Origin of the sequence: Paenibacillus sp. M-152 (assembly GCF_003856555.1) — a bacterium.
Taxonomy (GTDB): Bacteria; Bacillota; Bacilli; order Paenibacillales; family Paenibacillaceae; genus Paenibacillus; species Paenibacillus polymyxa_C.
The window spans coordinates 737,994-761,603 of record NZ_CP034141.1; the positions used below are offsets into that span (position 1 = coordinate 737,994).

28 protein-coding genes and 2 pseudogenes are annotated in these 23,610 nt (G+C 44.9%); 16 read left to right on the forward strand and 14 right to left on the reverse strand.

Going from position 1 to position 23,610, the window contains the following annotated elements; all coding sequences use genetic code 11:
- The first annotated feature begins 43 nt into the window (after positions 1-43).
- Positions 44-337, forward strand: a complete 294-nt coding sequence (locus EGM68_RS03350; RefSeq protein WP_013308601.1) for a hypothetical protein — start codon at positions 44-46, stop codon at positions 335-337.
- Between the two features lie 72 nt (positions 338-409).
- Positions 410-1,111 carry a histidine phosphatase family protein gene (locus EGM68_RS03355; RefSeq protein ID WP_013369230.1) on the forward strand — a complete coding sequence of 234 codons (702 nt, stop codon included), beginning with the start codon at positions 410-412 and terminating at the stop codon, positions 1,109-1,111.
- 84 nt (positions 1,112-1,195) lie between these two features.
- Here the strand turns inward: EGM68_RS03355 and mscL are convergent, their stop codons facing one another.
- On the reverse strand, positions 1,196-1,690 hold the full coding sequence (gene mscL / locus EGM68_RS03360; protein ID WP_013369231.1) for a large conductance mechanosensitive channel protein MscL: 495 nt from the start codon (positions 1,688-1,690) through the stop codon (positions 1,196-1,198).
- A 151-nt stretch (positions 1,691-1,841) separates the two neighbouring features.
- Between mscL and EGM68_RS03365 the strand changes: the two genes are divergently transcribed.
- Both EGM68_RS03365 and EGM68_RS03370 read left to right on the forward strand, forming a co-directional pair.
- Positions 1,842-2,285, forward strand: a complete 444-nt coding sequence (locus tag EGM68_RS03365) for a carboxymuconolactone decarboxylase family protein (RefSeq protein ID WP_129548656.1) — start codon at positions 1,842-1,844, stop codon at positions 2,283-2,285.
- Positions 2,286-2,303: 18 nt separating this feature from the next.
- Positions 2,304-3,267, forward strand: a pseudogene (locus tag EGM68_RS03370) (sigma-70 family RNA polymerase sigma factor).
- Positions 3,268-3,325: 58 nt separating this feature from the next.
- Here EGM68_RS03370 and EGM68_RS03375 read toward each other — a convergent pair.
- From EGM68_RS03375 to EGM68_RS03395, 5 genes are all read right to left on the reverse strand, one after another.
- A complete protein-coding gene (locus EGM68_RS03375) occupies positions 3,326-3,664 on the reverse strand; it encodes a DUF4870 domain-containing protein (RefSeq protein WP_040102217.1) in 339 nt (112 codons plus the stop codon).
- A 143-nt stretch (positions 3,665-3,807) separates the two neighbouring features.
- The gene (locus EGM68_RS03380) at positions 3,808-4,491 is read right to left on the reverse strand and encodes an MOSC domain-containing protein (protein ID WP_043886083.1); all 684 of its coding nucleotides are present in this window, start codon (positions 4,489-4,491) and stop codon (positions 3,808-3,810) included.
- 459 nt (positions 4,492-4,950) lie between these two features.
- Positions 4,951-5,232: a hypothetical protein gene (locus tag EGM68_RS03385; RefSeq protein WP_013369236.1), complete on the reverse strand. Its 282-nt coding sequence runs from the start codon at positions 5,230-5,232 to the stop codon at positions 4,951-4,953.
- A 30-nt stretch (positions 5,233-5,262) separates the two neighbouring features.
- Entirely contained in the window at positions 5,263-6,414 is a 1,152-nt protein-coding gene (locus tag EGM68_RS03390) for an MGDG synthase family glycosyltransferase (RefSeq protein WP_129548657.1), read from the reverse strand.
- Between the two features lie 43 nt (positions 6,415-6,457).
- On the reverse strand, positions 6,458-7,495 hold the full coding sequence (locus EGM68_RS03395; RefSeq protein ID WP_058710949.1) for a serine hydrolase domain-containing protein: 1,038 nt from the start codon (positions 7,493-7,495) through the stop codon (positions 6,458-6,460).
- Positions 7,496-7,858: 363 nt separating this feature from the next.
- Between EGM68_RS03395 and EGM68_RS03400 the strand changes: the two genes are divergently transcribed.
- The 3 genes from EGM68_RS03400 to EGM68_RS03410 all read left to right on the forward strand — a co-directional run bounded on the left by EGM68_RS03400 (position 7,859) and on the right by EGM68_RS03410 (position 9,627).
- Positions 7,859-8,047, forward strand: coding sequence for a hypothetical protein (locus EGM68_RS03400; protein ID WP_007428354.1), 189 nt, complete (start codon positions 7,859-7,861; stop codon positions 8,045-8,047).
- Positions 8,048-8,148: 101 nt separating this feature from the next.
- Entirely contained in the window at positions 8,149-8,931 is a 783-nt protein-coding gene (gene map, locus EGM68_RS03405; protein ID WP_013369239.1) for a type I methionyl aminopeptidase, read from the forward strand.
- 183 nt (positions 8,932-9,114) lie between these two features.
- Positions 9,115-9,627: a GNAT family N-acetyltransferase gene (locus tag EGM68_RS03410; protein WP_129548658.1), complete on the forward strand. Its 513-nt coding sequence runs from the start codon at positions 9,115-9,117 to the stop codon at positions 9,625-9,627.
- Here the strand turns inward: EGM68_RS03410 and EGM68_RS03415 are convergent.
- Both EGM68_RS03415 and EGM68_RS03420 read right to left on the reverse strand, forming a co-directional pair.
- Positions 9,616-10,875 (reverse strand): DUF438 domain-containing protein, encoded by a 1,260-nt coding sequence (locus EGM68_RS03415; protein WP_058710947.1) that lies wholly within the window; start codon positions 10,873-10,875, stop codon positions 9,616-9,618. The genes EGM68_RS03410 and EGM68_RS03415 overlap by 12 nt on opposite strands.
- 14 nt (positions 10,876-10,889) lie before the next feature.
- Entirely contained in the window at positions 10,890-11,117 is a 228-nt protein-coding gene (locus EGM68_RS03420) for a DUF1858 domain-containing protein (protein ID WP_025675801.1), read from the reverse strand.
- Positions 11,118-11,354: 237 nt separating this feature from the next.
- Here EGM68_RS03420 and EGM68_RS03425 point away from each other — a divergent pair, with 237 nt between their 5' ends.
- Genes EGM68_RS03425 through EGM68_RS03445 form a run of 5 tightly spaced genes read left to right on the forward strand, consistent with a single transcriptional unit; the run spans position 11,355 to position 15,699 of the window.
- Positions 11,355-12,074, forward strand: coding sequence for a hypothetical protein (locus tag EGM68_RS03425; RefSeq protein WP_025675800.1), 720 nt, complete (start codon positions 11,355-11,357; stop codon positions 12,072-12,074).
- A 41-nt stretch (positions 12,075-12,115) separates the two neighbouring features.
- Entirely contained in the window at positions 12,116-12,517 is a 402-nt protein-coding gene (locus EGM68_RS03430; RefSeq protein WP_013369244.1) for a GntR family transcriptional regulator, read from the forward strand.
- Positions 12,518-12,522: 5 nt separating this feature from the next.
- Positions 12,523-13,488 carry an ABC transporter ATP-binding protein gene (locus tag EGM68_RS03435; RefSeq protein ID WP_013369245.1) on the forward strand — a complete coding sequence of 322 codons (966 nt, stop codon included), beginning with the start codon at positions 12,523-12,525 and terminating at the stop codon, positions 13,486-13,488.
- Complete coding sequence (locus EGM68_RS03440; RefSeq protein WP_025675799.1) at positions 13,485-14,387, forward strand: ABC transporter ATP-binding protein; 903 nt, start codon at positions 13,485-13,487, stop codon at positions 14,385-14,387. The genes EGM68_RS03435 and EGM68_RS03440 overlap by 4 nt, the downstream gene beginning before the upstream one ends.
- On the forward strand, positions 14,380-15,699 hold the full coding sequence (locus tag EGM68_RS03445; RefSeq protein WP_129548659.1) for an ABC transporter permease: 1,320 nt from the start codon (positions 14,380-14,382) through the stop codon (positions 15,697-15,699). Before EGM68_RS03440 ends, EGM68_RS03445 begins: the two co-directional genes overlap by 8 nt.
- Positions 15,700-15,870: 171 nt before the next feature.
- On the opposite strand, the gene EGM68_RS03450 is transcribed toward EGM68_RS03445, so the two are convergent.
- The 3 genes from EGM68_RS03450 to EGM68_RS25960 form a co-directional block, all read right to left on the reverse strand.
- Positions 15,871-16,452, reverse strand: a complete 582-nt coding sequence (locus tag EGM68_RS03450; protein WP_013369248.1) for a TetR/AcrR family transcriptional regulator — start codon at positions 16,450-16,452, stop codon at positions 15,871-15,873.
- Positions 16,453-16,545: 93 nt separating this feature from the next.
- The gene (locus EGM68_RS25955; protein WP_346427889.1) at positions 16,546-17,133 is read right to left on the reverse strand and encodes a fumarylacetoacetate hydrolase family protein; all 588 of its coding nucleotides are present in this window, start codon (positions 17,131-17,133) and stop codon (positions 16,546-16,548) included.
- Between the two features lie 27 nt (positions 17,134-17,160).
- The gene (locus EGM68_RS25960) at positions 17,161-17,556 is read right to left on the reverse strand and encodes a hypothetical protein (RefSeq protein WP_240664121.1); all 396 of its coding nucleotides are present in this window, start codon (positions 17,554-17,556) and stop codon (positions 17,161-17,163) included.
- 165 nt (positions 17,557-17,721) lie between these two features.
- Between EGM68_RS25960 and EGM68_RS03460 the strand changes: the two genes are divergently transcribed.
- The 3 genes from EGM68_RS03460 to EGM68_RS25970 all read left to right on the forward strand — a co-directional run bounded on the left by EGM68_RS03460 (position 17,722) and on the right by EGM68_RS25970 (position 20,231).
- Complete coding sequence (locus EGM68_RS03460) at positions 17,722-18,744, forward strand: MBL fold metallo-hydrolase (RefSeq protein WP_013369250.1); 1,023 nt, start codon at positions 17,722-17,724, stop codon at positions 18,742-18,744.
- Positions 18,745-19,464: 720 nt separating this feature from the next.
- Positions 19,465-19,710 carry a hypothetical protein gene (locus EGM68_RS03465; RefSeq protein ID WP_129548660.1) on the forward strand — a complete coding sequence of 82 codons (246 nt, stop codon included), beginning with the start codon at positions 19,465-19,467 and terminating at the stop codon, positions 19,708-19,710.
- 263 nt (positions 19,711-19,973) lie between these two features.
- Positions 19,974-20,231, forward strand: coding sequence for a hypothetical protein (locus EGM68_RS25970; RefSeq protein ID WP_014599442.1), 258 nt, complete (start codon positions 19,974-19,976; stop codon positions 20,229-20,231).
- Positions 20,232-20,710: 479 nt separating this feature from the next.
- Here EGM68_RS25970 and EGM68_RS03480 read toward each other — a convergent pair.
- The 3 genes and pseudogenes from EGM68_RS03480 to EGM68_RS03490 form a co-directional block, all read right to left on the reverse strand.
- Positions 20,711-20,994 (reverse strand): annotated as a pseudogene (locus tag EGM68_RS03480) (Tn3 family transposase); the annotation flags it as partial.
- 137 nt (positions 20,995-21,131) lie between these two features.
- The gene (locus tag EGM68_RS03485) at positions 21,132-21,983 is read right to left on the reverse strand and encodes an SPL family radical SAM protein (protein WP_013369255.1); all 852 of its coding nucleotides are present in this window, start codon (positions 21,981-21,983) and stop codon (positions 21,132-21,134) included.
- 120 nt (positions 21,984-22,103) lie between these two features.
- Positions 22,104-22,544, reverse strand: coding sequence for a YybH family protein (locus EGM68_RS03490; protein WP_013369256.1), 441 nt, complete (start codon positions 22,542-22,544; stop codon positions 22,104-22,106).
- 138 nt (positions 22,545-22,682) lie between these two features.
- Between EGM68_RS03490 and EGM68_RS03495 the strand changes: the two genes are divergently transcribed.
- Positions 22,683-23,576, forward strand: a complete 894-nt coding sequence (locus EGM68_RS03495) for a helix-turn-helix domain-containing protein (RefSeq protein WP_013369257.1) — start codon at positions 22,683-22,685, stop codon at positions 23,574-23,576.
- Positions 23,577-23,610 lie beyond the last annotated feature (34 nt).

Genomic DNA, 23,610 nt, shown 5'->3' on the forward strand with positions numbered 1-23,610 from the left:
TTGCGCCATAACATAGCTTTATGATTGAAAGGAGCGATTTTACATGGAATGTATTGTACATTTCCGAGTCATGCATCCAGAGGAGCCCAAGGAACTGCGTGGGCTGATTATGCTGGAAAGCGGAGGCAAGCCGGGGATTGATCAAATAACAGATATGTTCAAGAATATGGGCTATGATGTGCGTCCAGACAATCCCGAGGAATTGATTTTTAAACCCGTCGATGCCAGAGCGAACTATACATATATCCGGGTAATTGAGCTGGATACGGGTGAGGAAGTTTATCAGGAAGACAGGGATTTGCGCGCGATTTTGGAAACCTTGCTGAATAAGCATTAAAAATTAGGAAAACTCACTGTTGGAATGAGATAAAGCGATCCTGTCGCCATTCATAGGAACGGAGAACAAATAATGAGATTGTATATTATCCGACATGCAGACCCCGATTATCCTAACAACACCATCACGCCAGAGGGTCATTTGGAAGCCAAGGCATTGGCCAAACGGCTGTCCAGTCACGGACTGGACCGTATTTACGTCTCTCCTTTGGGACGGGCCTTGGATACGATGCGGTACACCGCCGACTCTCTCGGTATGACTTATGAAGTGGAGGACTGGACGCAGGAGCTGGCTCTAAAGCTGGAGGATACTCCATACGGTCGTCTTTCCCATTGGGATTTGCCTGGTGAAGTGATTCGTTCCGGGTCGCCTCTGCCGACTCATGATTCTTGGAAGGACATTTCCTATTATCAGGGGACGCAAAGTCCTGAAACCTTCGAGCGACTGAAAGTTCATTCTGATGAATTTTTGAAGCGGCAAGGCTTTGAGCGGGTGGAGGGCAGGTACCGAATTCTGAAGCACACGGAAGACAGGGTAGCCGTATTTTGTCATGGCGGCTTCGGGCTAACCTGGCTTGCACATCTGTTGGAACTACCGTTGGCTTTGGTCTGGTCCGGTTTTTGGATGCCGCCTAGCTCCGTAACCACCATCTTGTTTGATGAACGCTCCAAGGAATGGGCAGTTCCCCGTTGCATTGGCTTCGGTGATGTCTCCCATCTGTACGCAGAAGGTTTGCCAGTCAGACCTCGGGGTATTATCACCAACTTCAATTAATGATTTTTAGAGCCATGCTAAAAACGGCTTAAGACGATGCACCGTCTTAAGCCGTTTGTTGTATTCATAGGAATGTAGTTCGAGTCAGCGTGCTTCAACGAATCCCTCTAGCTTGGAAGTGCAATGTGCACAGCGGGTAGCAGCTATAGGGATTTCGGACAGGCAATGTGGACATTCCTTGATTGTTTTTTCCTGAGGAGGTTTTTCTTCCTCTTTGCGCTTCAGCATGTTAATCCCTTTGACCAGCATGAACACACAGAAGGCCACGATGAGGAAATCTAGCAGGACATTAATAAACTGACCATAGGCAAGGACCGCAATCCCTGCTTCCTTGGCTTGTGCCAAAGTCTTGCGTGTACCGTCAGCATTTAGAGGGTCGGCAGCTTGTAAAGCTACATATAAGTCTGGAAAATTCATACCGCCTAGAAGTTTACCAATCGGAGGCATAATAATATCGTTTACCACAGAAGTAACAATCTTGCCAAACGCTCCACCAATGATAACACCGACTGCGAGGTCAATCACGTTACCCCGTACAGCGAATTCTTTAAATTCTTTAATAAAACCTTTTCCACTCATGTGAGTGCACACCTTCTTTGCATAAAATCATTTATCTATAATACATGCTATGTCAATTGAGGGCAATTCCAAATTGATGTATTGCACTTTGTCACAAAATCACATGTTCATTTGTCTTCTGTATGTAAACCAATAATGGAGGCGATGTATCGTGAGTTTAAGATTTAACCACAGAGCAGTGAGTCCTAGTACATTCAAGGCAATGATGGAGATGGAAAAATATATTTCCGGTCGTTTTACAGACAAAGTATTGTACGAACTGCTGAAAATTAGAGTATCCCAAATCAATGGCTGTTCCTATTGTCTTGATATGCATGCAAAGGATTTGCTAAAACTAGGGGATTATGCTGACCACATTTTGCAGCTTGCTTTATGGCGGGAGATTCCTTTGTTCACAGAAAAAGAACGTGCTATGCTTGAATTAGCTGAAGCGGTCACTCATATTTCAGAGCAAGGGGTACCCACAGACTTGTATAATCGAGTCAGAGAACATTTTACAGAGGAAGAGTACTTAGATTTGATCACTGCCATTAATGTGATCAACAGCTGGAACCGGATTGCCATCGCGACCGGGATGTATCCAGGCAGTCTTTAATGAACAGGGGGCTACGTTTTGACTGGCAAAGAACAAGGGATTGAACAAGAATCGGGGGAATCGGTGGATGTAAGTCTGGAGGAGCTGTATCAAAAATATCGCAAATATTCTTTTGCCATTGCTTATCGCATGCTTGGAACGGTTACGGATGCCGAGGATGTCGTTCAAGACTGTTTTGTTGAGCTGGAGAATAAGCCCCTGAATGATATACAGAATCCCAAAGCCTATGTAGCCAAAATGACGATGAATCGGTGTCTGAATCTACTGAATTCTGCGCGTAAGCAAAGAGAGACATATGTAGGAGAATGGTTGCCGGAGCCGCTGGGTGAGAGTGCAGATCTCCCTGCCGATTGGTTGGAACGTAAAGATATGATTTCTTACGCATTTCTGGTTCTGCTGGAGCAGCTAAAACCGATAGAGCGAGCTGTTTTTGTGCTGAGAGAAGCTTTTCAATATGATTATAAAGAAATTGCAGAATTACTGGGCAAGACCGAGAGCAACTGTCGGCAGTTGTTCAGTCGTTCCCGTCGTATTTTATCTTCCGGAGAATCTGCTCCTGAAGCTCCAATCAGTCCTAATATAAATAACTCTTCCCGGGTAAAACTGCTGGAGCGTTTTACAACCGCTTTTCTCGCCTACGATGTGACTGCTATGCTGAACTACTGGCTGAACAACCTATATTCGTGTCAGATGGTGGAGGTAATGTGCATACAGTGATGAGGCCGATGGTTGTACGCAAAGGCGTTCTCGCCCTGTTGACCTCTCGTCGGGTATTAACCGTTTTACGAGAAAGAGATGTGGTCCACACCGTCATTAATGGTGAGGTTCAGCTGGCATTTCTGAAAGACGGTGAAGTGAGAGAAACCTTATGCCTCATACTGACACCGGACGGGGAGCATATTCAGAATTTTTATTTAATGGTTAATCCAGATAAGCTGGGACACATCCATATATGACAGAAGAAGCTAGCGTAAAAAAATGAACTGCCCAAACATAAAAAACCTTGATTCCTTGCTTAGGATCAAGGTTTTTTGCTGTTTTCATAACTGCCGAGCTTGATGAAGAGCCAGATCGCCTATCCAGGGAAGCTTGAGCCACTTTCCTTGTCCCGCACGAATTAACAAGATAATCCACAAGGCAAGGCTTGCCAGCGTTAGCAGGGAAGCGAGGAAAGGACCGAGTAGCGGAATGAATCCGACCAGCACATGTCCGATCATGAGGGCTACAAAAAGAAGTATGGATTGCAGTGCGTGAAATAATACGAATCGGCTTTTCTTTTCCAGCATGACAAAGGCCAGCGCGCCAATAAAGGCGAACAAATAGCACAGGACAGCTGCTATATTTTCATCCAATCCTGTGGAAGACTTATAGACTGACATGTCAGGCATATCCTCCTTTATAAAAGATTCAAGCTAAGTCTCCGTACTATACAAGCTATGAGGATAGGATTGAAGGATATGCCGATCTCGGTAAAAAAGTTGACTCTACACAAAACATACTAACTCATTGAACCACTTCCACCTTACGAATTGCCTGATAGTCTTTCCCGAGAATCCGTTTCGGTTCCCGCCAAACGTTTTAGAAACGTATTTCTCCAGTTTACGGACAATTCTTCCACTTCGAGAATTTGTTTAATACCCTCGATATGATCCTTCTCTTGATGCATAATTCGATTGGCAAATGAAACTGTAATTGCTTTCGGATGGCGATGGAGGAGGGATAGTCCGTCGGCTTTAGAGGCAACTCCCTCTTCCAGAACGCGGAAGTAGAATCCCGTGTAGCCTGTTTGCTGTACCTTCAAGGGCATGTCCGGTACGCCGTACTTGATGGACAACTTGTAGCAAGGCTGTCTCGGCTGGCTAACTTGAACGATAGCTTTGCCAAGCTTAAAGACGTCTCCAATGCAAACGTCGGATTCTAGCAAACCCTTTATCGTTAAATTTTCCCCGAACGCGCCGTAATCGAGCGGTCTCCGCAATTCATTTTCCCAGAACGGATAGTGCTCGTAGGGATAGACGCATACAGCTTTCTCTTTACCCCCGTGATGAACTAGATCGCCCTGCCCATCCCCTTCGAAGTTTAGATAAGATAAATACAAATATTCATCTGTGGCCGACTTGAATATCCCCGTAGAAACGTCCTTCTGATTAAACTGGATCTGCTTGGGCATGCCGACATTAAGTGAAAGGATTTTAATAGATGCCATTCGGATCACCCCTACTCTTTTTACATTTCGGTAATTCCTTCTTTTGACTCTGTTCGTCCCCGTTTCCATTTTACACTCCTCTATGCGCTATTTGCGAATTTTTGAATAGTCTCCGTTAATGGGATAGAGTCTTGTTTGGGCAACTCATCGTTCCGGGAGCGATGTTCTTGTTCGAACATACCCGATCTCGGTAAAAAAATGAATTAGAGAATGTGTATAAAAATACGAAAAAGGCTGAACGAAAAGAATTCGTTCAGCCTTTTAAACGGTTATGCACATGTTTTGCACATGTTGTATACACTTTATCCACCGCATATTAATGTTTATCCACAGAAGTAACATGATTTATACACAATTTGTGCACAATCTGTAGATAATATTACGATAATTCATACTTTGCACACAGTTTGTCCACAAACTATCAACATATTGGGTGTAATTGTGGATATGCTTCCGTAATTATCGGTCACCAGTTTTTAAATGGCGGCGTGGGTGCGTGATTTTACCCATTTTATTCTTGTCATCCTCTTTGGGGATAAGTCGTTCATCGGTACGTCCTTCGTGATGGTTATCAAAGGCATATTCGGTCATTTTCCACTCGGAAGTACCCAAAATAACATCAGCTGGAAAGTGCTGGCCTCTGTGCAAATGTTGCTCATGTCCATCCTCATCCACATAAATACCATCCACTTCTACCTTTTCACCCGTTAGTGGGAGTAAATCCTTTCCTTTGTGTTCCATTGGTATCCCCTCCGTCTGGCTTATTCTTCGTTAATTTGTCCGGACAGAGGTTCTTTTATCCACAAGCTGCAGTAAAATATCCTCGGCAATTTGGTCTGCGGGATGAGGTTTGCGAAGTAACTCAATCGCCTGCTTCATTTCCTTAGCAAGAGAGGGAGTGGAGATCAGATCCAGACAATGTTGAATCAGTTCCTCTGTTGTGCGAGCAATGCGGGCAGCTCCTTTTTGCTGCAGATACAGAGCATTATTTAGTTCCTGCCCGGGTACGGGTTTGAACACCAGGATAGGTAAACCCGATGCGATGCTTTCCGAGAGTGTGATACCACCGGGCTTTGTAATCACCAGATTGCTTGCTCGCATAAGTGCCGGGACGTAGTCCACAAATCCGTAGGTGTAGATGTCGGGGTGGTCCGCATACAGCGCATCCAATTCTGCTTTTAGCTGCTGGTTGCGTCCGCAGACGATCAGCAGTCGTAGCTGCGGAAGTCGGCTTAAATGACGACAGATATCCAGTATGCCGGATAACACACCATATGCACCTGCCATAATGAGCAACGTGGTCGTCTCAGTTTGTAACGGTGGGATTACCTGTTGCTGATCAGGGACTTCGTTGACAGATAGGTTATAAAAAGAAGCGTGAATCGGAATCCCGGTCGCGGCAATACGTTCGATAGGTATTCCTCGCTGTGCGGCTTCCTGCTGAAGATCCTCAGTGGCTACATAGTAGCGATCAATATCGGGATGCAGCCAGCGCCCATGCAGGTCAAAGTCTGTAACCACGTTGACAATAGGCAAATTCATTCCCATTTTGCGGCGTAACGCCGGGAGAGCGAGCTGCGGGAACGTATGGATTACGAGATCCGGCAACTCCTTTTTCAGTGTGAGAGCAAGTTGACGCATTCCGAATGAATGCAACACATGGCCAAAGGCCGATTTAGCTTGCATACCGCGCGTGATGTTATAGACCCAGCCGTAAAGCTGTGGAATGGTTTTGAAGCTTTGCATATATACAAATTTGGTCAGCCCATTCAACCATGGATGTGATTCAGCCATCAGGTCGAGTAGTTGTACCTCGCAGTGTCCGAGTCTTCGCAGACTATCCATGATTGCCCGGGCGGCCTGCACATGTCCTTCCCCGTAGCTGGCGTATAATATTAGAATTTTTGGTGCTGAGACTTCCATGATTGTTTAGCCCCCTATATTCAATAAGCACATGTAGCTCATTTTAGGAACGTTCCAAGTTGAGGGAGGATACGGCTGGCAAAACGAAACGTTCTAGCAGTGTTCGTGGGTTTTTCCAACGGCTTACCTTGCTGTCTGCTGTAAATACCACGACTGCATTCGCTTCCGGTATCAGATAAATTTGCTGTCCTCCATGTCCGTGTGCACAGGCATAATCAATGCCGTGGAGTCGTCCAGTCCACCATTGGAATCCGTAATCTCCGAATTCCGGATAGCCTTCAATCTGTCGCTGCGTCGCCTCATGCAGCCAATCGGCTGGAATCAATTCTCTGCCATTCCAGATGCCTTGATGAAGGCAGCAATCGCCGAATTTAGCCATGTCTCGCGATGTCAGATACAGTCCGATGTGGCCCATGGTGTAGCCCTCTGGATCTTGTGCCCAACCACTTCTCCCGAACTCTAACGGTTCGAATAAATGCTGGAGAGCATACGTATAGGCGTCAATCCCACAGCAACGGGTGAGCAGAACGGACAACAGATGTGAATCCACACTGCGATATTGGAATACGCCGATTTGATCCTCCTGTACAGGTAAGCGTAGGGCAAAGGACGGCCAGCTTTTGCTGCGATGAAAACGGTGGATAAAGGCTTCACCGAGCTTTTTGCCCGTCTGCCAATACAAGCCTGACGTCATAGTCAACAGATGACGAATTGTAATCCGTTCTAGCAGTGTTTCCTTCCGCTTGGGTAAATACTCAGGCAACAACTTATGCACAGCGGTCTCTGGTCCGGGCATATCCCCACGTGCCATAGCAATGCCGACGAGCGTGGAAGTGAAGCTTTTGGTTGCGGAACGCAAATCGTTCAGGGAGCTTGCTTCATGACCGTTGTAATAGCGTTCCCAGATCAGCTTGCCGTGGCGAAGCAGCAGAAAGCTATGCATTTTCGGAAATTTGGCTCGGATTTCGTGGTCTGCCTGATCAAGTAGGGAGGCATCGATGTCTTCCTCTTCACAAGTTCCGAGGTTCAGCGCAGACAGACGGGCAACAGGTGCAGTGAACAGTGGAGCATAACGGCTCATCCTTTTCCCCCCTTGTTATGTTTATTTATTTTACCCCAAACACATACGCTCCAAAAGCCGATAAATAAGGTATACCTCTATGCAGCAGCTAATTGAGAACTCCAAATGATATGAAGCGTAAAAGATAGGTAAAATCAATGTAAATTTACTGGAAAGCTGAAAGCTGTATCTGAATATGGTATAATGGGGTAGTGATTCAGCCAAAAGAAAATCGGTTAATAATAGTGTCAGGTACATGCCTTGCATAAGGCATTCCCGACCTAAGCTGCACAAGACATACTACTTCACTGCATAAGGACATCAATACTTTTCGGCATTCTCTTCAACGGAGCACTTATTTTCAACGTTTTGGGAGGGAGTTACATGGCAACGAAAGGTCATAATGAAGTTAAGGAAAGTCTGCGGGAAATGACTCGAATTTTCCGGCCTAAGGATCCCAAAAAATTTGTAAAGGAATATGTGCGAAAATACCGGATAACAGGAGGGTATGAGGAAGAGTTGACCATGGTGGTGGAAAACGAACTCGGCCGCATAAATTCTTCAGTATCTTAAGGGTTCGCTTACGAACAACTAGAAACACGACTTTTATAAACCGTCATCCACAGAGGAGACGGTTTTTTTGTGTCCGTCCTGCATACAATGGGATAGGTTTAGTGAATTTGTATGCTCAAAGGAGGCGGATTCCAATAGAAATAGCGATACGAACACCGGAGGAAATCGGCTACATGAGGGAGGCCGGACGTATTTTGGCAGATTGCCATCGTACGCTGGAAAGTCGTATTCTTCCGGGAATCACAACGCTTGAAATCGATGCTTGGGTGGAGCAATTTCTAAGCAAGCGTGGAGCTACGCCTGAACAAAAGGGCTATAAAGGGTTCCCTTATGCTACCTGCGCTTCGGTCAATGAGGTGGTATGTCACGGCTTTCCCTCGGAGCGGGTGCTTCATGACGGGGATATTGTGACCATCGACATTGTGGTCAACAAGGACGGGTGGCTGGCTGACCGGGGATGGACCTACGCAGTGGGTAACATCAGCCGGCCGGTAGCAAAGCTGTTGCGGCAGACCCATAAGGCGCTAATGCGAGGCATCGACGTTGCCCGCCCCGGCAGGACATTAGGGGATATCGGGCATGCGGTGGGAAAAGCGGCAGGCTGGCGGCGGTACGGTAACGTCAAATCTCTGATCGGGCATGGGATCGGCCGCCAAATGCATGAACCGCCGGACGTTCTCCACTACGGTCGTGCTAGAACAGGATTGCCACTGCGCGAAGGGATGGTGATTACCATTGAGCCGGTATTTACCCTCGGACCCGAAGGCGCGGTGCTCTGGGGGGATGATGGTTGGACCATCAGCACAGCAGACGGCAGTTGGGGCGCTCAATATGAGCACACCATTGCGATTACAAAGAACGGTCCTTATATTTTGACCTCGTAAAAGAGTATTGTGCCATAGGGAGTCCAATGTGCGGATCGTGTGCATAAGACTCTCTTGGTAAGTTTTTTAGGATGGCCTATCCACTTCACCAAACAATGAGATTCTTGTTATAGATCATAGATCGAGATTCGGATCGTCGGTATAATAGGAGGCATAATATTGGAAACTAGGAGTGGAACCCACATGATGATCAGGGAAGCGATGATATCAGATGCCGAAGACATCGCCAAGGTGCACGTAGACTGCTGGAGAACGACATACAAAGATATCATGCCTGACGAGATTCTGGAACGTCTTTCCTATGAGCAAAGAATAGAATTATGGAATGCGAATCTATCTACTGAAGACGGTCACCTCGTATATGTTGCTGAAAATGAAAAGGGGGAAATTATCGGATTTGTGAGTGGAGGTCCGGAAAAGTCAGGGGAATATCCCCCGTATGGGGGAGAGATCACGGCTATTTATGTTTTGAGTGAATACCATAGTTTAGGGCTCGGCAAAAGACTTTTTCTACGCTTGCTTCAACATTTTAATAGTATGGATATTCACTCTGTCATGGTGTGGGTGCTGGCAGATAATCCAGCGTGTACTTTTTATGAAAGACTGGGGGCCAAGCCTATAGTAGAACAGCATATTATAAATATGGGTGGCAAAAACATGAACATGGTGGCTTACGGCTGGCTGCTATTCCGATAGAATACGTTTTTGTCCTTCCAAGGCGCGAATAGGAGCGATATTTTGCGTGAATTCCAGCGTTCCCAGATAGCGTCCTTCGTTATCCCGAACGGCAAAATAACGGATGTAGACAAATTTGTCCTTGATTGGAATCCAAAAATCCTCAACATCCTTGCGGCCGGCCTTAAAATCCTCCAGCAGTTTCTCAACGACATGCACGCTTTGCGGCGGATGGCAATTTTGCACGGTACGACCAATGACGGCCTTTGTGCGGGCAAAGATCCGTTCTTTACCGTGAGAGAAATAGCGAACAACATCATTTTCATCGATAAAGGTCAGGTCCACAGGCAGATGATTCAACAGCAGTTCCAATTGTTGTACAGATACAATCCCTGTCTCAAATCGTACGAACCCTTGCGGAGTGCCAGAAGTGTCTTCTTTTTGCTCAAGGGCTTCTACAGGGTCCTCTGCCCGTTCAGGTATCCATTCACGCTCAGGAGCGGTCAGGCAGAAACCGATTTCCTCGCTTTCCCGGGCTATTTTTAGCCATTCATCCTCGGTCAGCTTACTGAGTGCCATCGGCAGCAAAATATTTTCTTCCTTGAATACCATTTCATTCACTTCGCTCATGATATGGGCAAGCGCCTTCCCGATCTGCTCACGATCTCCGTTATATTCGGTGAGCAGCTTCTTCGCATCCTTGATTGCGGCACGAATGCCGTCGTCCACTCCCCACATTACTTTGGTTGGACCAAAGATCCCATAACGTTCTAGATAAGGAAATACTAGATTTTCTTTGCGGCTATAGTGTTTGTCTACATCCATTAGCAGACTTAAATCCTCAAGCAGCTTGTAAATAACCTTGGGACTGTCTTCTTTTTGAAATTGCTCTGCATGCAATGCCAGCTTAAAGTTGACTAGCCGTTCGATCTCACGATTTTCCAGCTTAAAGGTGTGAACAGGATGTCCCGGTTGTTCCTCAGGTCCTGCAGGACGGTGAATATCCTCAATAGAGCCCTTGAATATCGACGTATGAACGGAACAGAGGCGTTGGACTTCCGACACCGGAATTCCTTCCTCAGTCATTAAGGCATGCTCCATCGCTGAAATTTCTGCCACACTTACTCCACCAACAGCCTCTGCAAAACGCGCTTTGACTTCCTCCACGCTTTTCCCAGCATGTAGTTCTTTAATAATTTCCTTCAGTGTTCGCTGACGCTCCGTTAATTCCTGTGCTGTATGTTCACGGTTGTTAATTAGCTCGCTCATGATCGTTAACCCCTTTATTTTTGAATGGTAAAACCATGTTGCATAAACGTCTGCTGCACAGTTTCCATACCTATTTTTTTCAATGCAATTCCCTTGGACAGTGTCATAAAACGTCCTGCGGTTTGGAGCATACCGGGCTTGGCAATATCGTGAAAACCTAGTTCTACCATAATGTCCTTCACTTCAGGATGACGATTAACAAGGTTAAATATGGACTCATCCCAATGCAGTATTTTATCCATTTGTTCATCCCCTCGATTGAGAACGTTTTTCATTTACAGAGTAGCATAGGTCCAAACGAGCTATTGTGATTGTACGCACAATATTGTTCAGGTGGTTGACAACTGTAAATCTTGGTTTATATACTGTGTATAAGGATATATACAGTAATAACACTGAATACTGTCGTAACACCTTCGAAATGAAGAGCGAACGAGGTCGTTATTCGCAGGCAGTGCAGAAGGGATCAGGATAAGAAAATGACGATCATGAAGCAAGCATGGATGATTACCCGTCAGGATTTTCGCAAGAATCCATATGCAGCACTATGGACGCTGCTGTTTATTGCGTATTTGGGATTTACCATGAGTTTTGCGGTAAGTGTGCAATGGGGTGAGCATGCAGCCTTGAGTCCAGTAGCTGATTTCATCATGCTGACGTTGATTCCGTTTTTAGGGTTCATTTATAACCGTCGAGCGTTCAAATATTTGCAGGAAGATTCTTATACGCACATGCTAGCCTTTTTCCGCACCTTGCCTATACCGATGAAAGCAGTAATTATGAGTCGAATTCAACAGGCGGTGTTGGCGTTTGTTGCGAATAGTGTGATATTTTTTGCTCTTTTGTTTACGTTGTCAGGTACGCTTCGGGTATATGCCAGCACAGGTTTCTTTGTATCGTTTGCTCTGACCTGGATAGGCTACGGAATGCTCATTCAAGCCATTTATATTCACTTGGAATTTTTGAAAAGAGGAAAAGAGTACTTCTGGCTATCTATTGTGATCATGCTAATGTGCGGGATGGTTACGATTATAGCTCGAGTATGTGGGGCCAATCTGGTATCGATAACGGCTTCTTACAGTAAGGAATGGTTGCTGTTGTCCCCGGTGATGTGGGGAGCATTGTTAGCAGGAGTTCTGGCTATGTCAGTGTCCTATCGGGTGACACAGCGTAAACTCATGAAACGGAACTTAACTTAGTAGTATGTGTACAAAAATAACAAAAAAGGGGGGGAAAGCAGGTGAATATTCCAGTGCAAATTGATGAGAATAGCGCGGAACCGCTGTATGCGCAGATTGAAAAGCAGCTTCGTTCACTCATAGTAACCGGACAAATTGCAGCGGGAACGCTGCTTCCCTCCATTCGTGAATTTGCGGGGACGCTTCGTTGTAGTGTAATCACCGTCCGGCGGGTCTATCAGGATTTGGAGAACGAAGGCTTGCTACGTACCCGGCAGGGAACGGGCACCTTTGTCGCTCTGGTCGAGGATGATATGCGCTCAGGTTACCGCCTTAAAGCGGTGACCGAGGCATTGGAAACGGCGATTGCCACAGGCATCGCTGTACAGATGACAGAGCAGGAATTATTGGAGCTTTTTGCAGAAATGGTGAAAAGAAGGTATGAAGTCCAGGTGAAGGAGTGACAGCTGTGAACAATCATGTGGAAGTTCCTACGCAAATACAGAGGAAAGCACCAATTATTGAGATGAGCCAGGTCTATAAAACCCGGGGTAACCGGAATATTGGGCCGATTAATTTAACGGTTGAACCAGGATATGTGGTCGCTTTGGCTGGACATAACGGATCAGGGAAAAGCACATTGATTCATTTGCTGACTCAGCTTGTTCATCCGGATTCCGGTGAGATTCGCTGGTTCGGTCAAGCATACCCCGACGGCATGCCGGCAGATACACGACAATGGGTTGGGTATATACCGGAGCAGCCGGTTCGTGAGGAGGATCGATTAACGGCAGAAGCAGCAGCGGCTTTTCGAGCATTGTGGTATCCTGGCTGGGATGAAACACGTTTTCAGCGTTTAATGGACCGCTTTCAGGTTCCATCACATACGAAATTATCGCGTATGTCCAAGGGACAGCGTCGGAAATTTGAATTGGCTGCTGCCTTGGCGCCACACCCTCGTGTGTTGCTGCTGGATGAGCCTTCATCAGGTTTAGATCCTTTTGCTTGGAAAATCATGCTAGATGAACTGCGGGATTGTATGAAGAACGGCAAAACGACGATCATTATTGCTACCCATATCATGGACGAGATCAAGCGTTTGGCGGATTATATTGTCTTGATGCACGATGGCAGGCTGCTTGGCAAACTGGAAAAAGACCATCTGCTCGAAAATGGCAAGGAAATGTGGTTTGAAGGTACACCAGAGGAGGCATCGGAGCTTCCGGGAGTTGTAGAGACAGAGAGTGATGGGAATTTACAGCGAATTATAACGCTGGCAGCCGGGGAGGCCAGTGCTATATTGGAACAAGCGGGGATTCGCCCCATCCGTGTGCGGCGTCTGGAACTGGATGATATTTTAGTATATTGGTCTGCAGGACAAATATCTGCGAATGCAGAGACATTTATGGAGAAGGAAGGGGTAAAACAATCATGAGTATGCTGCAATTGGAAAAGGTCGTGAAGCAATATGGGAACCATACGGCGGTAAATGGAATATCGCTGAATGTGAACGGCGGCGAGATTTACGGACTGCTGGGAGGCAATGGAGCAGGCAAAACGACAACGATGCGCATGGTGCTCGGTCTGATTTACCCTGACGGGGGAAGCATCCAATATGAGGGCAAGCCCTACAGCAAGGAGCTTCAGCGGACAATGGGCTATTTGCCCGAAGAGCGTGGGTTGTACCCCAAGGTGAAGGTGAGCGAGCAAATTAACTATTTGGGCAGGCTACGCGGAATGTCAGCCAAGGAGGCAGACAAAAGCCTACGCTACTGGCTGGAGCGCTTTGGAGTGCCGGAATATTATGACAAGCGGATTGAGGAGCTATCCAAGGGAAATCAGCAAAAAATGGGTTTTATTGCCGCGGTTGTGCATCGCCCAACGCTGCTCATTTTGGATGAGGCCTTCAGTGGACTAGACCCGGTGAACGTCGAATTACTTAAGGATACGGTGAAGGAATTACGGGATGATGGGGCTGCGATTTTATTCTCAACCCACCGTATGGAGCATGTGGAGGAACTGTGCCGACATATTACGATTTTGCATCGCTCAAATACTGTGGTGCAAGGAAGTGTGCAAGAGATTAAAGGCCGCTATCCACGTGAAAAAGTTCGTCTCATCACTACGGGTGAAGTGAGCGGGCTGGAACAGCTGCCAGGCGTACGCAGCATAGAGAATATGGATCGTGGCTGGATGCTGCATATTGAGCAGCCGGATGCGGCGAAGTTAATTTTGCAAACAGCGTTGGGGCAAACGGATGTGGAGCATTTTGAGATCAAGGAACCTACGCTCAACGAAATTTTCATAAGAGAGGTGGGGGATTCCCATGAATAGACTAGGTACGGTGATCGGTTTTACGTTTCGTCAGAAGGCGAGGACCAAATCTTTTATCATTACGACACTGGTACTGGCCTTGCTTATTACGATTGGCATGAATCTGCCATATTTGATTTCTTTGTTTAAAGGAGAAGGGGCCGGAGGTTCCGGTACAACGGCAGCTGAGCATCAACGCTTGGGGCTGATTGCCGGGAGCCAGACAGAAGTGGCGAATCAGCTGGAGCAGTTTACCAAGGAGCAGTCCAACCCTGCAGCCATCTGGGTACGTTATGACAGCGTACAAGCGCCAGCAATGCAGCAAGCCTTGAAAAATGGGAAGCTGCAAGGTTACGTGCGGTTTACGGAGCCTACCGCCAAGGGAGACACATTTCCCAAAGTGGAGTACGTCTCTGTAGAAAAAGAGCCATCTCCGGCTGTAATCACATTGGTGCAAACGGGACTTCAGGAAGCAAAGGTCAAGGCTATTATGGGCAATAAATCGTTGACCAGCGATCAAATTCGTGAAATCAGTACACCTGTAATGGTGGATAGCAAAGAAGTAGACAGTCCATCTGAACCAGGGGGAGCTGTAGGGACAGAGGAAAAAGAAACCTCAATGATTAACTATGGTTTGGTCTATGTATTGATGATATTATTCTTCACCTCTTCCATGATGACAGGGAATATGATTGCTGCAGAAGTAACATCGGAAAAAAGCTCACGGATCATGGAGATTCTCATCACAAGTGTTTCGCCGTTGACCCAAATGTTTGGGAAAATTATCGGCATCTTCCTGGTTGGTCTGCTGCAAATTGCTGTTTTTGCAGCCGTTGTGTGTGCCAATCTTATGCTGCCACATAATAATGTGATCCTTAGCTCTGCCGGACTGGATCTGTCGCAACTGAATATCGCGGTGCTAGGATATGGTCTCATATTTTACATCCTTGGCTACTTTCTATATGCAGTACTGTTCGCTGCGGTGGGCTCCATTGTTAGCCGTACCGAGGAGTTGGGGCAGGCCATTATGCCAATTACCGTGCTGTCACTGGCAGCCTTTTATATCGGTATCTTCAATATCGCCGCACCTGATACGATTTTCGTTAAGGTGGCTGGGTACATTCCGTTCTTTTCTCCTACCGTTATGCTGTTGCGGATTGGTCTGGAGCGGGCGAGCTTGCTGGAAATCTGGCTGTCACTTGCCATTCTGGTCGCCTCCATTTTGTTGTTCGGTTGGTTGGCCGCCAAGATCTATCGTACGGGTGTCTTAATGTACGGGAAACGACCTTCATTCAAAGAGCTAAGAAAAGCAATGAAGGCTTATAAGATTTAATGGAACTAGGAGAACATTGTGAGTAACCATTATAGTTGAGACAAAGTGGGGGCCTTGATTCATCAGAAGTACCGATGGATCAAGGCTTTTCCACTTTATATGGTGATGATTAATAATTGGTGATGTTTTGAGAGGAGAAGTTAGACTTATCATTAAATAAATCAATAAAGCTTATGACTGAGACAAGATTCCTTTAACAAACAATGAGACACTGTGCTTGTAGAACTCTTCCTCGGTGACGAGTTGGGACTGATATTGCCGGTGAATCAGCTCGCTCATCTGAAATCCGTAGCACATCGAGAGGAAAGTCATGGCGGCAAGACGCTCATCCTGTCTGGCTATAACTTTTTTCTTCTGCAGGCGTTCAAAATATTCAACCAGCAAGGAGTGCAGCTTCACCGGCGGATCGGCCAGCACTCTGTCCAATTCGGGAAGCATTCCTTTGTCACGGATGCCAATCAAAATGATGTCCGCATTTTTATGGAAAAACAAACGGTACTGCTGACTTACATTCAGCAGATCTACTTCTGGATTATCGGTCGCATCCTCTTTTAACAGCTTCTCAAATTGCGGGATATCCGAATGTCTTTCAATGATGGCTTCCAATATGCCTTGCTTGCTTCCAAATTGCCGGAAAATCGTAGATTCATTGACTTTAGCTTCCGTTGCAATGGCTTTGGTGCTTACTCCCCGATAGCCCTTCTTTTTGATGAGCCGTGTTGCGGCTTCAATGATTCTGTCTGAAGTTTGCATTGCATTTCTCCTTTTACATATGTTAAACCTATTCTACTACAAGATTTTGCATATGCAGCAGGGTCGGGGTTCATCATTTTCATAAACGTTTATTTAAGGCAAATCACTTCTTTTTTCCCAGCGGCTTGGTTCAGTAATCTTGACATGATCAGGCACAAATTGCGTGAGCGAGCCTAATTTATCAAATGTAATCTGGATTCGGTCAGAGGGCAACAGCCATTGTTCGGTCTCGATTGCGCAGCAATCCGGTATCGTCCCCATTCCTATAATCGTGCCCGGGAGCGGCGTGAAAACTTTGAGAATCTCCTCCATCACTTTTGCAGGGTGTACAGAATACTCGGATGTGCTTCCCTTCCAGTGCAGTCTCTCCCCGATCCGTACATCCACATCCAGTGCCAGCGGGTTGCCGATTTCATCCGGCGTAGCCAGAAATGGTCCTATTCCTTTGCTGCGATCAAAATCTTTGCAGCGCGTCGGTCCAGTCAGCGCCAGGAAATCAGGCCACTGCACATCGCGAACAGTACTGTCGTTAAAAATAACATAACCTGCAATGCAGTTCCCCTTCCCCGTAACAAAGGCCAGCTCCGGCTCGATATCCAGGTAGGAAGAGTACGAAGGCCAATGTATCGTATCCCCATCGCCAATTAATGCATTATGGTTACACTTGTAATAACTGAAAATTACTTTATTCGGATCTTTCTGGAATTTTTAAGCAATTTTTCGTTTAAGTTCTTCTCTTTCCGGTCCTGTGTATTCTCTTTGCAGCAGATTTACGCCAGCATTTCTCAGATGTCTTGGCGTCAGCCCGAAATCGATAAGCGCAGCCGGATGCGGAACCGGCGGCAGCAATTTTACCGCTCCAATCGGGCAGACTTCATTTTCATTGAATTGATGCGACAGTTCGACAGCATATTGCATCAATTCCTTAGCGGCATCATAACTTGCTGGCAAATAATGAAGATAGCTGTCCATACTTTCAAGACTGTCAACGAATGTCCCCTGCTTTTTCATAATTGCGGCAAAAGACAGGACAAATTTATCGTTAATTACAAACCCAAACAAAGGTTCCTGAGATGTCTTGGTTTGAAAGGTTACTAGCTTCATGTTGCAGCGCCTCCATCCATGTTGTTTGATGTTGTTCTGTTACTATCATATTGCATAAAACAAATGAATGCAAGTGCTTGCTTGCATCTATGTTTTCGATTCTCTATACTAAAGACATAATCAGTGTGCTTTACCCCAAAAACATGTACGCAAAGGAGAATTTTCATGAAGTATGGACGTATTATCCAAAAACCTCGCGTTAAATTTTTTGAAGTCGCAAATGGCGTCTTTGCCGGTATTTCGCCGTATCGCGGCATCAGTTGGGCCAATGCCGGGTTCGTCAACAAGGGCGGAGGGCTGGTGTATGACACATTCTTCGATTTGTTCCATGCGCGGGAAATGCGGGAGGCTTTTAAGGAAGTAAGCAACGGCGGCTCTCCCGCATATGTGGTGAATTCGCACTATAACAGTGACCATGCTTGGGGAAACAAAGTGTTTGAAGATGCTTGCATTATTATGCACAAGGAAGCGTCCAGAGAGCGTCTCACCGAAAATATCGCCTGGATGGATAGCGTCATCAGAAGAGGAAAGAATTCTCCGGAATCGACTTCGGGCGAGCGGTTTTTTGCAGCGGAATTTGAAGGATTCGACCTGGAAGGCGTAGAATGGGTGCTCCCGAATATTGAGATAAAGGACGATATCAACATCCGTCTTGGCGATATGGAAGTTATGATTTACAACGTAGCTCCGGCCCACTCTGACAGTGACTTGCTGCTGTGGATGCCAAAAGAAAAGGTGCTGTTCGCCGGCGATGTTGTGTTTAACGGTTGTACGGCATACAGCGAAGAGGGAACCCTCAATTGGGTTAAAGTGCTTGATCGCATTATTGATGAAATTAAACCCGAAATCGTTGTTCCAGGACATGGCGCCATCTGCGGCCTGGATTTCGTGAAGGAGCAAAGACACTACCTCCTGAACCTGATTAGCGAGTTTAACAAGCATTACAATGACGAAATTGATACCTTGTCCCTGACCAAGCAAATTGATATTTCCCGCTTCCTTCATTGGATTCAGCCAGAACGGTTGTATGTTACAGTGGATATCCTATTGAAAAGCAAACGAGGGTTACCACCCCTTCCAATTTGGAACGAGGTGCCTGCTAAGCTGGAAGACATGAAAGCTTTTTTGGCCGGAAAATATGGCGATCAGATCAAGCCATGGGACCCTATGTGTGTTTGGCAAGAATAGCAAGCTGAAGTTAGCGTACGAAAAACAAAAAACGGCCTTGTCGCAAACGATGAACTGTGACCCCAATTGAGGACACTTTGAATAAAGCCCGCTTAGGCAGCCAATAGAGAGATTCGTCATTAATTACCTCCAGGGAACAGTCGGATAATAATTTTTTTTAGTGAATTATCTTGTTGACCATTCCACGGGCAAATTTATCAAAGGCTACACTATGTTAACCCTAGGTTGGTCGGACGGGTTTAGCTTTGCTCCACTTGATTTTGTTATGCTCTCTTCCGCCAAAATCACCAATCGGTTGTGAAGAATTAGCATCTACGACTTCTTTATATACATTTCCAAAAAAAGACACCGTAAATAATGCTGTAAATAAAAGCGATATGATAAAAATATATGATTATAGAATGGTCGGAGGTACGGGGCGGTCTTATTATGATACTATCTTTCAAGCCCCAAAACAGTGGATTTGTCCATCGTCGTTTGAACGCTGGAGGAACTCCTGCACCTTAACCTCAACTGGGGAGGTAGGAGACGTGGAGGTTCCGAAACCGGTTCTCTATGCTGTCGGATTCGGGAAGAGGCCGAAAGAATGATAAAACGCTAATGACTGCTGTTGTCAGTAGCGTTTTTTATAGTACGCTCAGCATGGCGTCATCTCTAGGGTGAGAGTCCCGAACGTAGGCTGGCTAACGCTACCGTTACCAAGAGCAAGGGTGTTCAAGGGTGTTCATCGCGAGGTGGAATCTGGAGGAAGCTGGAGGCAAATGCACGAGCCAAGGTACACGAACTGGATTTGAGGCAGGGATCACAGATGAGTCACTTATGCATAACGAAATCCGAAGTCGCCAAGGGCATCCCTGTAGACTCCAGTGGTTGCGGGCAGAAAAATGGCGCTCTTATCTGGGGAGGCGTGCGAGTACAGGGGCTTGCCGCCCGTTTCTACTCAATCTGGGGTTATATCTAGAATAAATGAGGAGTGTTGTTTTCATCAGAAGTACAGCAGAAGCATTGCAGGTCTTTTGAAACGACGGTTCAACGGTATTTAGTTGAACTAGAAAACATCAATATGGAGCAACTACATGCAAAACCGTATGAGAAAGAAGGTCGATTGGGCAAATGTATATGTATTTGATACAATTCATTCATTTGCGTAATGTTGACCAAAGTTTGGCCGGAAGCGAAGCCGCATTGGGGATCATGGGAGAAAAAACAGAGAGTGGTAAGGCAAGGCAGTGTCTGAGCTTGGAAGTTTTCCACCCATTCGGATACGGGTCCCGGATTCGCCGCAGTACACACCGCAGCAGCCGAAGAGTAAGGAGCAGTTTATAGAAGGACTTCGTGGTGTAGTGGAACGGATGAAACGTACTGAAACACCTTGCGTCAGGCACCAGGATTTGAATAAAATCCTTCATCCCGGTTTCGATGCATTTAATGCTACAGAGTGGTTTTTACTAGTTAAAATGCAATACAGCATCATCTATTGCAGCTAGGGCGTTTGCAACATTTTTTAGAAAATAACGATGTATAAATTGCCAAGTAGAAGTGGTGTAACGATGTTAAATGTAAAAAAACAGCAGCAAAGTCGCGGCTGGAATGGCGTTGTATCTGCTTTGAATGTTCTATATGTTGGGTTCGCACAGCTCTGTCATGGCAAAGCCCCGCCCGAAGTGATTCTTCTAAATTCATATTTTTTACAAGAAAGCAATTCTAAAACCATGATAACATTGTCACGCTGAAAGTCGCTATTTTAAGTTGAAATTAAACATTGAAAAAGCTTGTCGCTTGCAAGCTTTTTTTGATGTCTTTTGAGCTAATAAAGATAATATGAAACCTATACAAGGTGAATGTATACTTATGCATTACAATAATGAGGATATGCTCATTAATTATGATTTTTATGGCTTACATGAGTTGGATAGCGATAATTTTCTCACTAATTATGACACCGCACAATTGCATAACAAGTCAAAATCTTTTGAATCTTTTCCTGTTGGGGAAATCCGAGCAAATGCGTTAAACCAAAGACTTGATCGGTGTAACCGGCTGTTCCGTATAATGCACCTCGATGGCCAAGTCCGTTTCATGGTGGAGCAAACCGTCGATGACGTGTACGGCATCCCAAGTGTTCGTATTGATGACTTTCGTGTAGAAAGAGGAGAATTGGTCGCTCACGAACCGATAAATCGTAGCTCCTTTTCCCGTCCCGTAATGGGGATTCGCATCTACGTGAAGCGTCGAAACTCCAATCTGGACGGTAATTCTATAATTTAAATTATTTTACATACACAAAGAGCAGCCTGTTTAGTTGCTCTTTGTGTATGTAAAACATATTGAGTTTTCATCAATTGAATCTCCTAATTAGAGAATATGACTGTCCCATTTTTTGTAGATTAATCAATTGTACATATTTTCCCCTTTAGAGGATACTCTCTACTGGAAGATAAGAATATAATCTTTTCGTCAAAATATTTATTAAAATAGTTGTTCGTTTTTAAATGAATATCAGGCTGATACCATTTAGAAAACCCATTTCGCTGAAACAACAAAGGCATACCCAATTGCTCGGATCGCTTCCCCTTTAAACCATCTCCAATGTTCAGCGAATCAATATATATTCGATCAACAATCCCCTGTAATCTTTTGGGGAAATCTGGCGTGAAAGGCAAAAGAGGAGAAATGGATGCCTGTGTAGCAATTCCTGCTGCATGGACATTTCTAAGAGCCTTTAAGCGCAGGTTGATCCCTGGAGCTAAAGGTGCAAAAAGTCGCTTTACATCTTCTCGGTCTGTTTCAATAGTCATAGAAACTAATAACCCACAACGTTGTTGTAATTCTAAAAGTATATCGAGGTCTCTAACCACCAGAGGACTTCTTGTTTGGATTTGAAGGAAATCCGGTGGAGATTCAATCATCTCCGTTAATATTTTTCTTGTGATCTCAACCTTACGCTCGATGGGTTGGTATGGATCTGTAGCAGTAGACATGAATATATTGATAGGTTTATTTCTTCGGCGGAGACTATTAATTTCTTTACTATAGTTTTGAACAGCATTTATTTTAATATCAATCCATTCTCCCCAAGGAATATCTTTATATTTTTGAATGGGCATTTCTCTAACATAGCAATAACTACATCCAAAAGCACAACCACTGAAAGGATTCAAAGAGTGAGTAAATCCAACAGTAGATGCTCCTTTGGTTTCGCTCAAAATTTTTTTTGCCATCGTATTATCAATCTGCATGTTGGATACCCCTTCATTTTAAATATTTACATAAATGAAATTCCGAATGAACAGAAACTCCCTCCATCAGTTCAACTGATAAAGGGAGTTTTAATTAATTATAGTAAAAGGTGTGTTTATTTAGAACGTATCAAGACCCGATATAATCCCAGGATGGCGGACAAAAGACCAATGGGAATGTACTGTGCGCCATTCGCCATTAATTAAACGAAAAACTTCAGTAGTATTCCAACTTTTTTGAAGTTTTTCTTGTCCATCTTCTCCTGCTACGTAATTGTATAAATTATAACTCAACACAGCCAAATCACCAGCTTGAGTGACAGCGACATCGGGATTGAGATATTCACTCCGAATAATATTAGGATTTTTATAGCGTGACAAAATATGTTCTCTCACCGCTGAATTACCTACAATAAGTTTTTCAGTCACAGGATCGAAGTATGAAATATCATCACTGTAACTATCCAGGTACCCAAAGCAGTCTCCTTGATTCCACCGTTCATTATTGGCGCGTTCTATATTCAATACAGTTTCAGCTACTTCTTTGATATTTACACTCATTTTTTTTACTCCTTTTTTTTAGATGTTGGAAATGATATGATCATTTTAGGTCATTCAACACGAACGATAAAGGCAAAACCGGGGAAATAAATGATACTTTTCGGACATTCTACATTTTTAGTATAGGAGGTTTATGTAGTGGTTCGCATATCAAAGCAGAAAAGAAATATAGAACGTCTTAAATATCAACCTGTACTACCTTATCCATACGATGTAGAAATTTTTCGAGTCTCTGATCTTAAACAACGGACACCCAAAGAAAGGATGAGTGTAACTTATAGATATGAATTCTATATGCTTATATGTGTTACTCAAGGTGAGTGTATACAATGGGTCGATTTTGAGCCGATTTCCTGTAGCACAGGAACCTTTCTTGCCATATCCCCAGGTCAAGTTCATAATTTCGGACATGATGAGAATTGGGATGGATGGATTATTTTGTTTCGTTCGGAGTTTCTTATACCTAACACATCAACATTAAATGAGCTTAAACTAGCTTTTGATTTTGGAAGGCTACCAAGCATTCTAAATTTAAATCATAATGAGTTGCGTCGTAGCATCGCTTCTATCGAACAAATGATCGAAGACTTGTTGATTGAAGGGACAGAAGAAGATATTCATATGTTGTTGCGTTACCAACTCTACGCATTTGTAACTTGGCTCAGTATTCTTCATAAATGCAAACGGATGAATGAAACAATAGATTCTCAAACATCGCTGCGTTTTATAAGCTTCCAGAAACTCGTTGAAAAATACTTCGCTAAGTTGAGCCATGTCAGTGAATACGCTACTCGCCTAAACTGCACGGAAAAAACTCTAACTCGGGCAACTATGGCAGCAGTTGGAATAAGTGCAAAGGCTTTCATTTCGGCCCGGATTAATCTTGAAGCAAAACGTCTGTTAATGCATACGGACTATTCTATTAGTGACATTGCGGAAAAACTTAACTTCAAGGAAGCAACCCACTTTAGTAAATTTTTCAAACGTGAAACAGGTTGTACGCCTGCAGAATTTCGACAGCAGCATCTTTGAAATTATTAACTTACTCGAGTGTCTACTACTATAT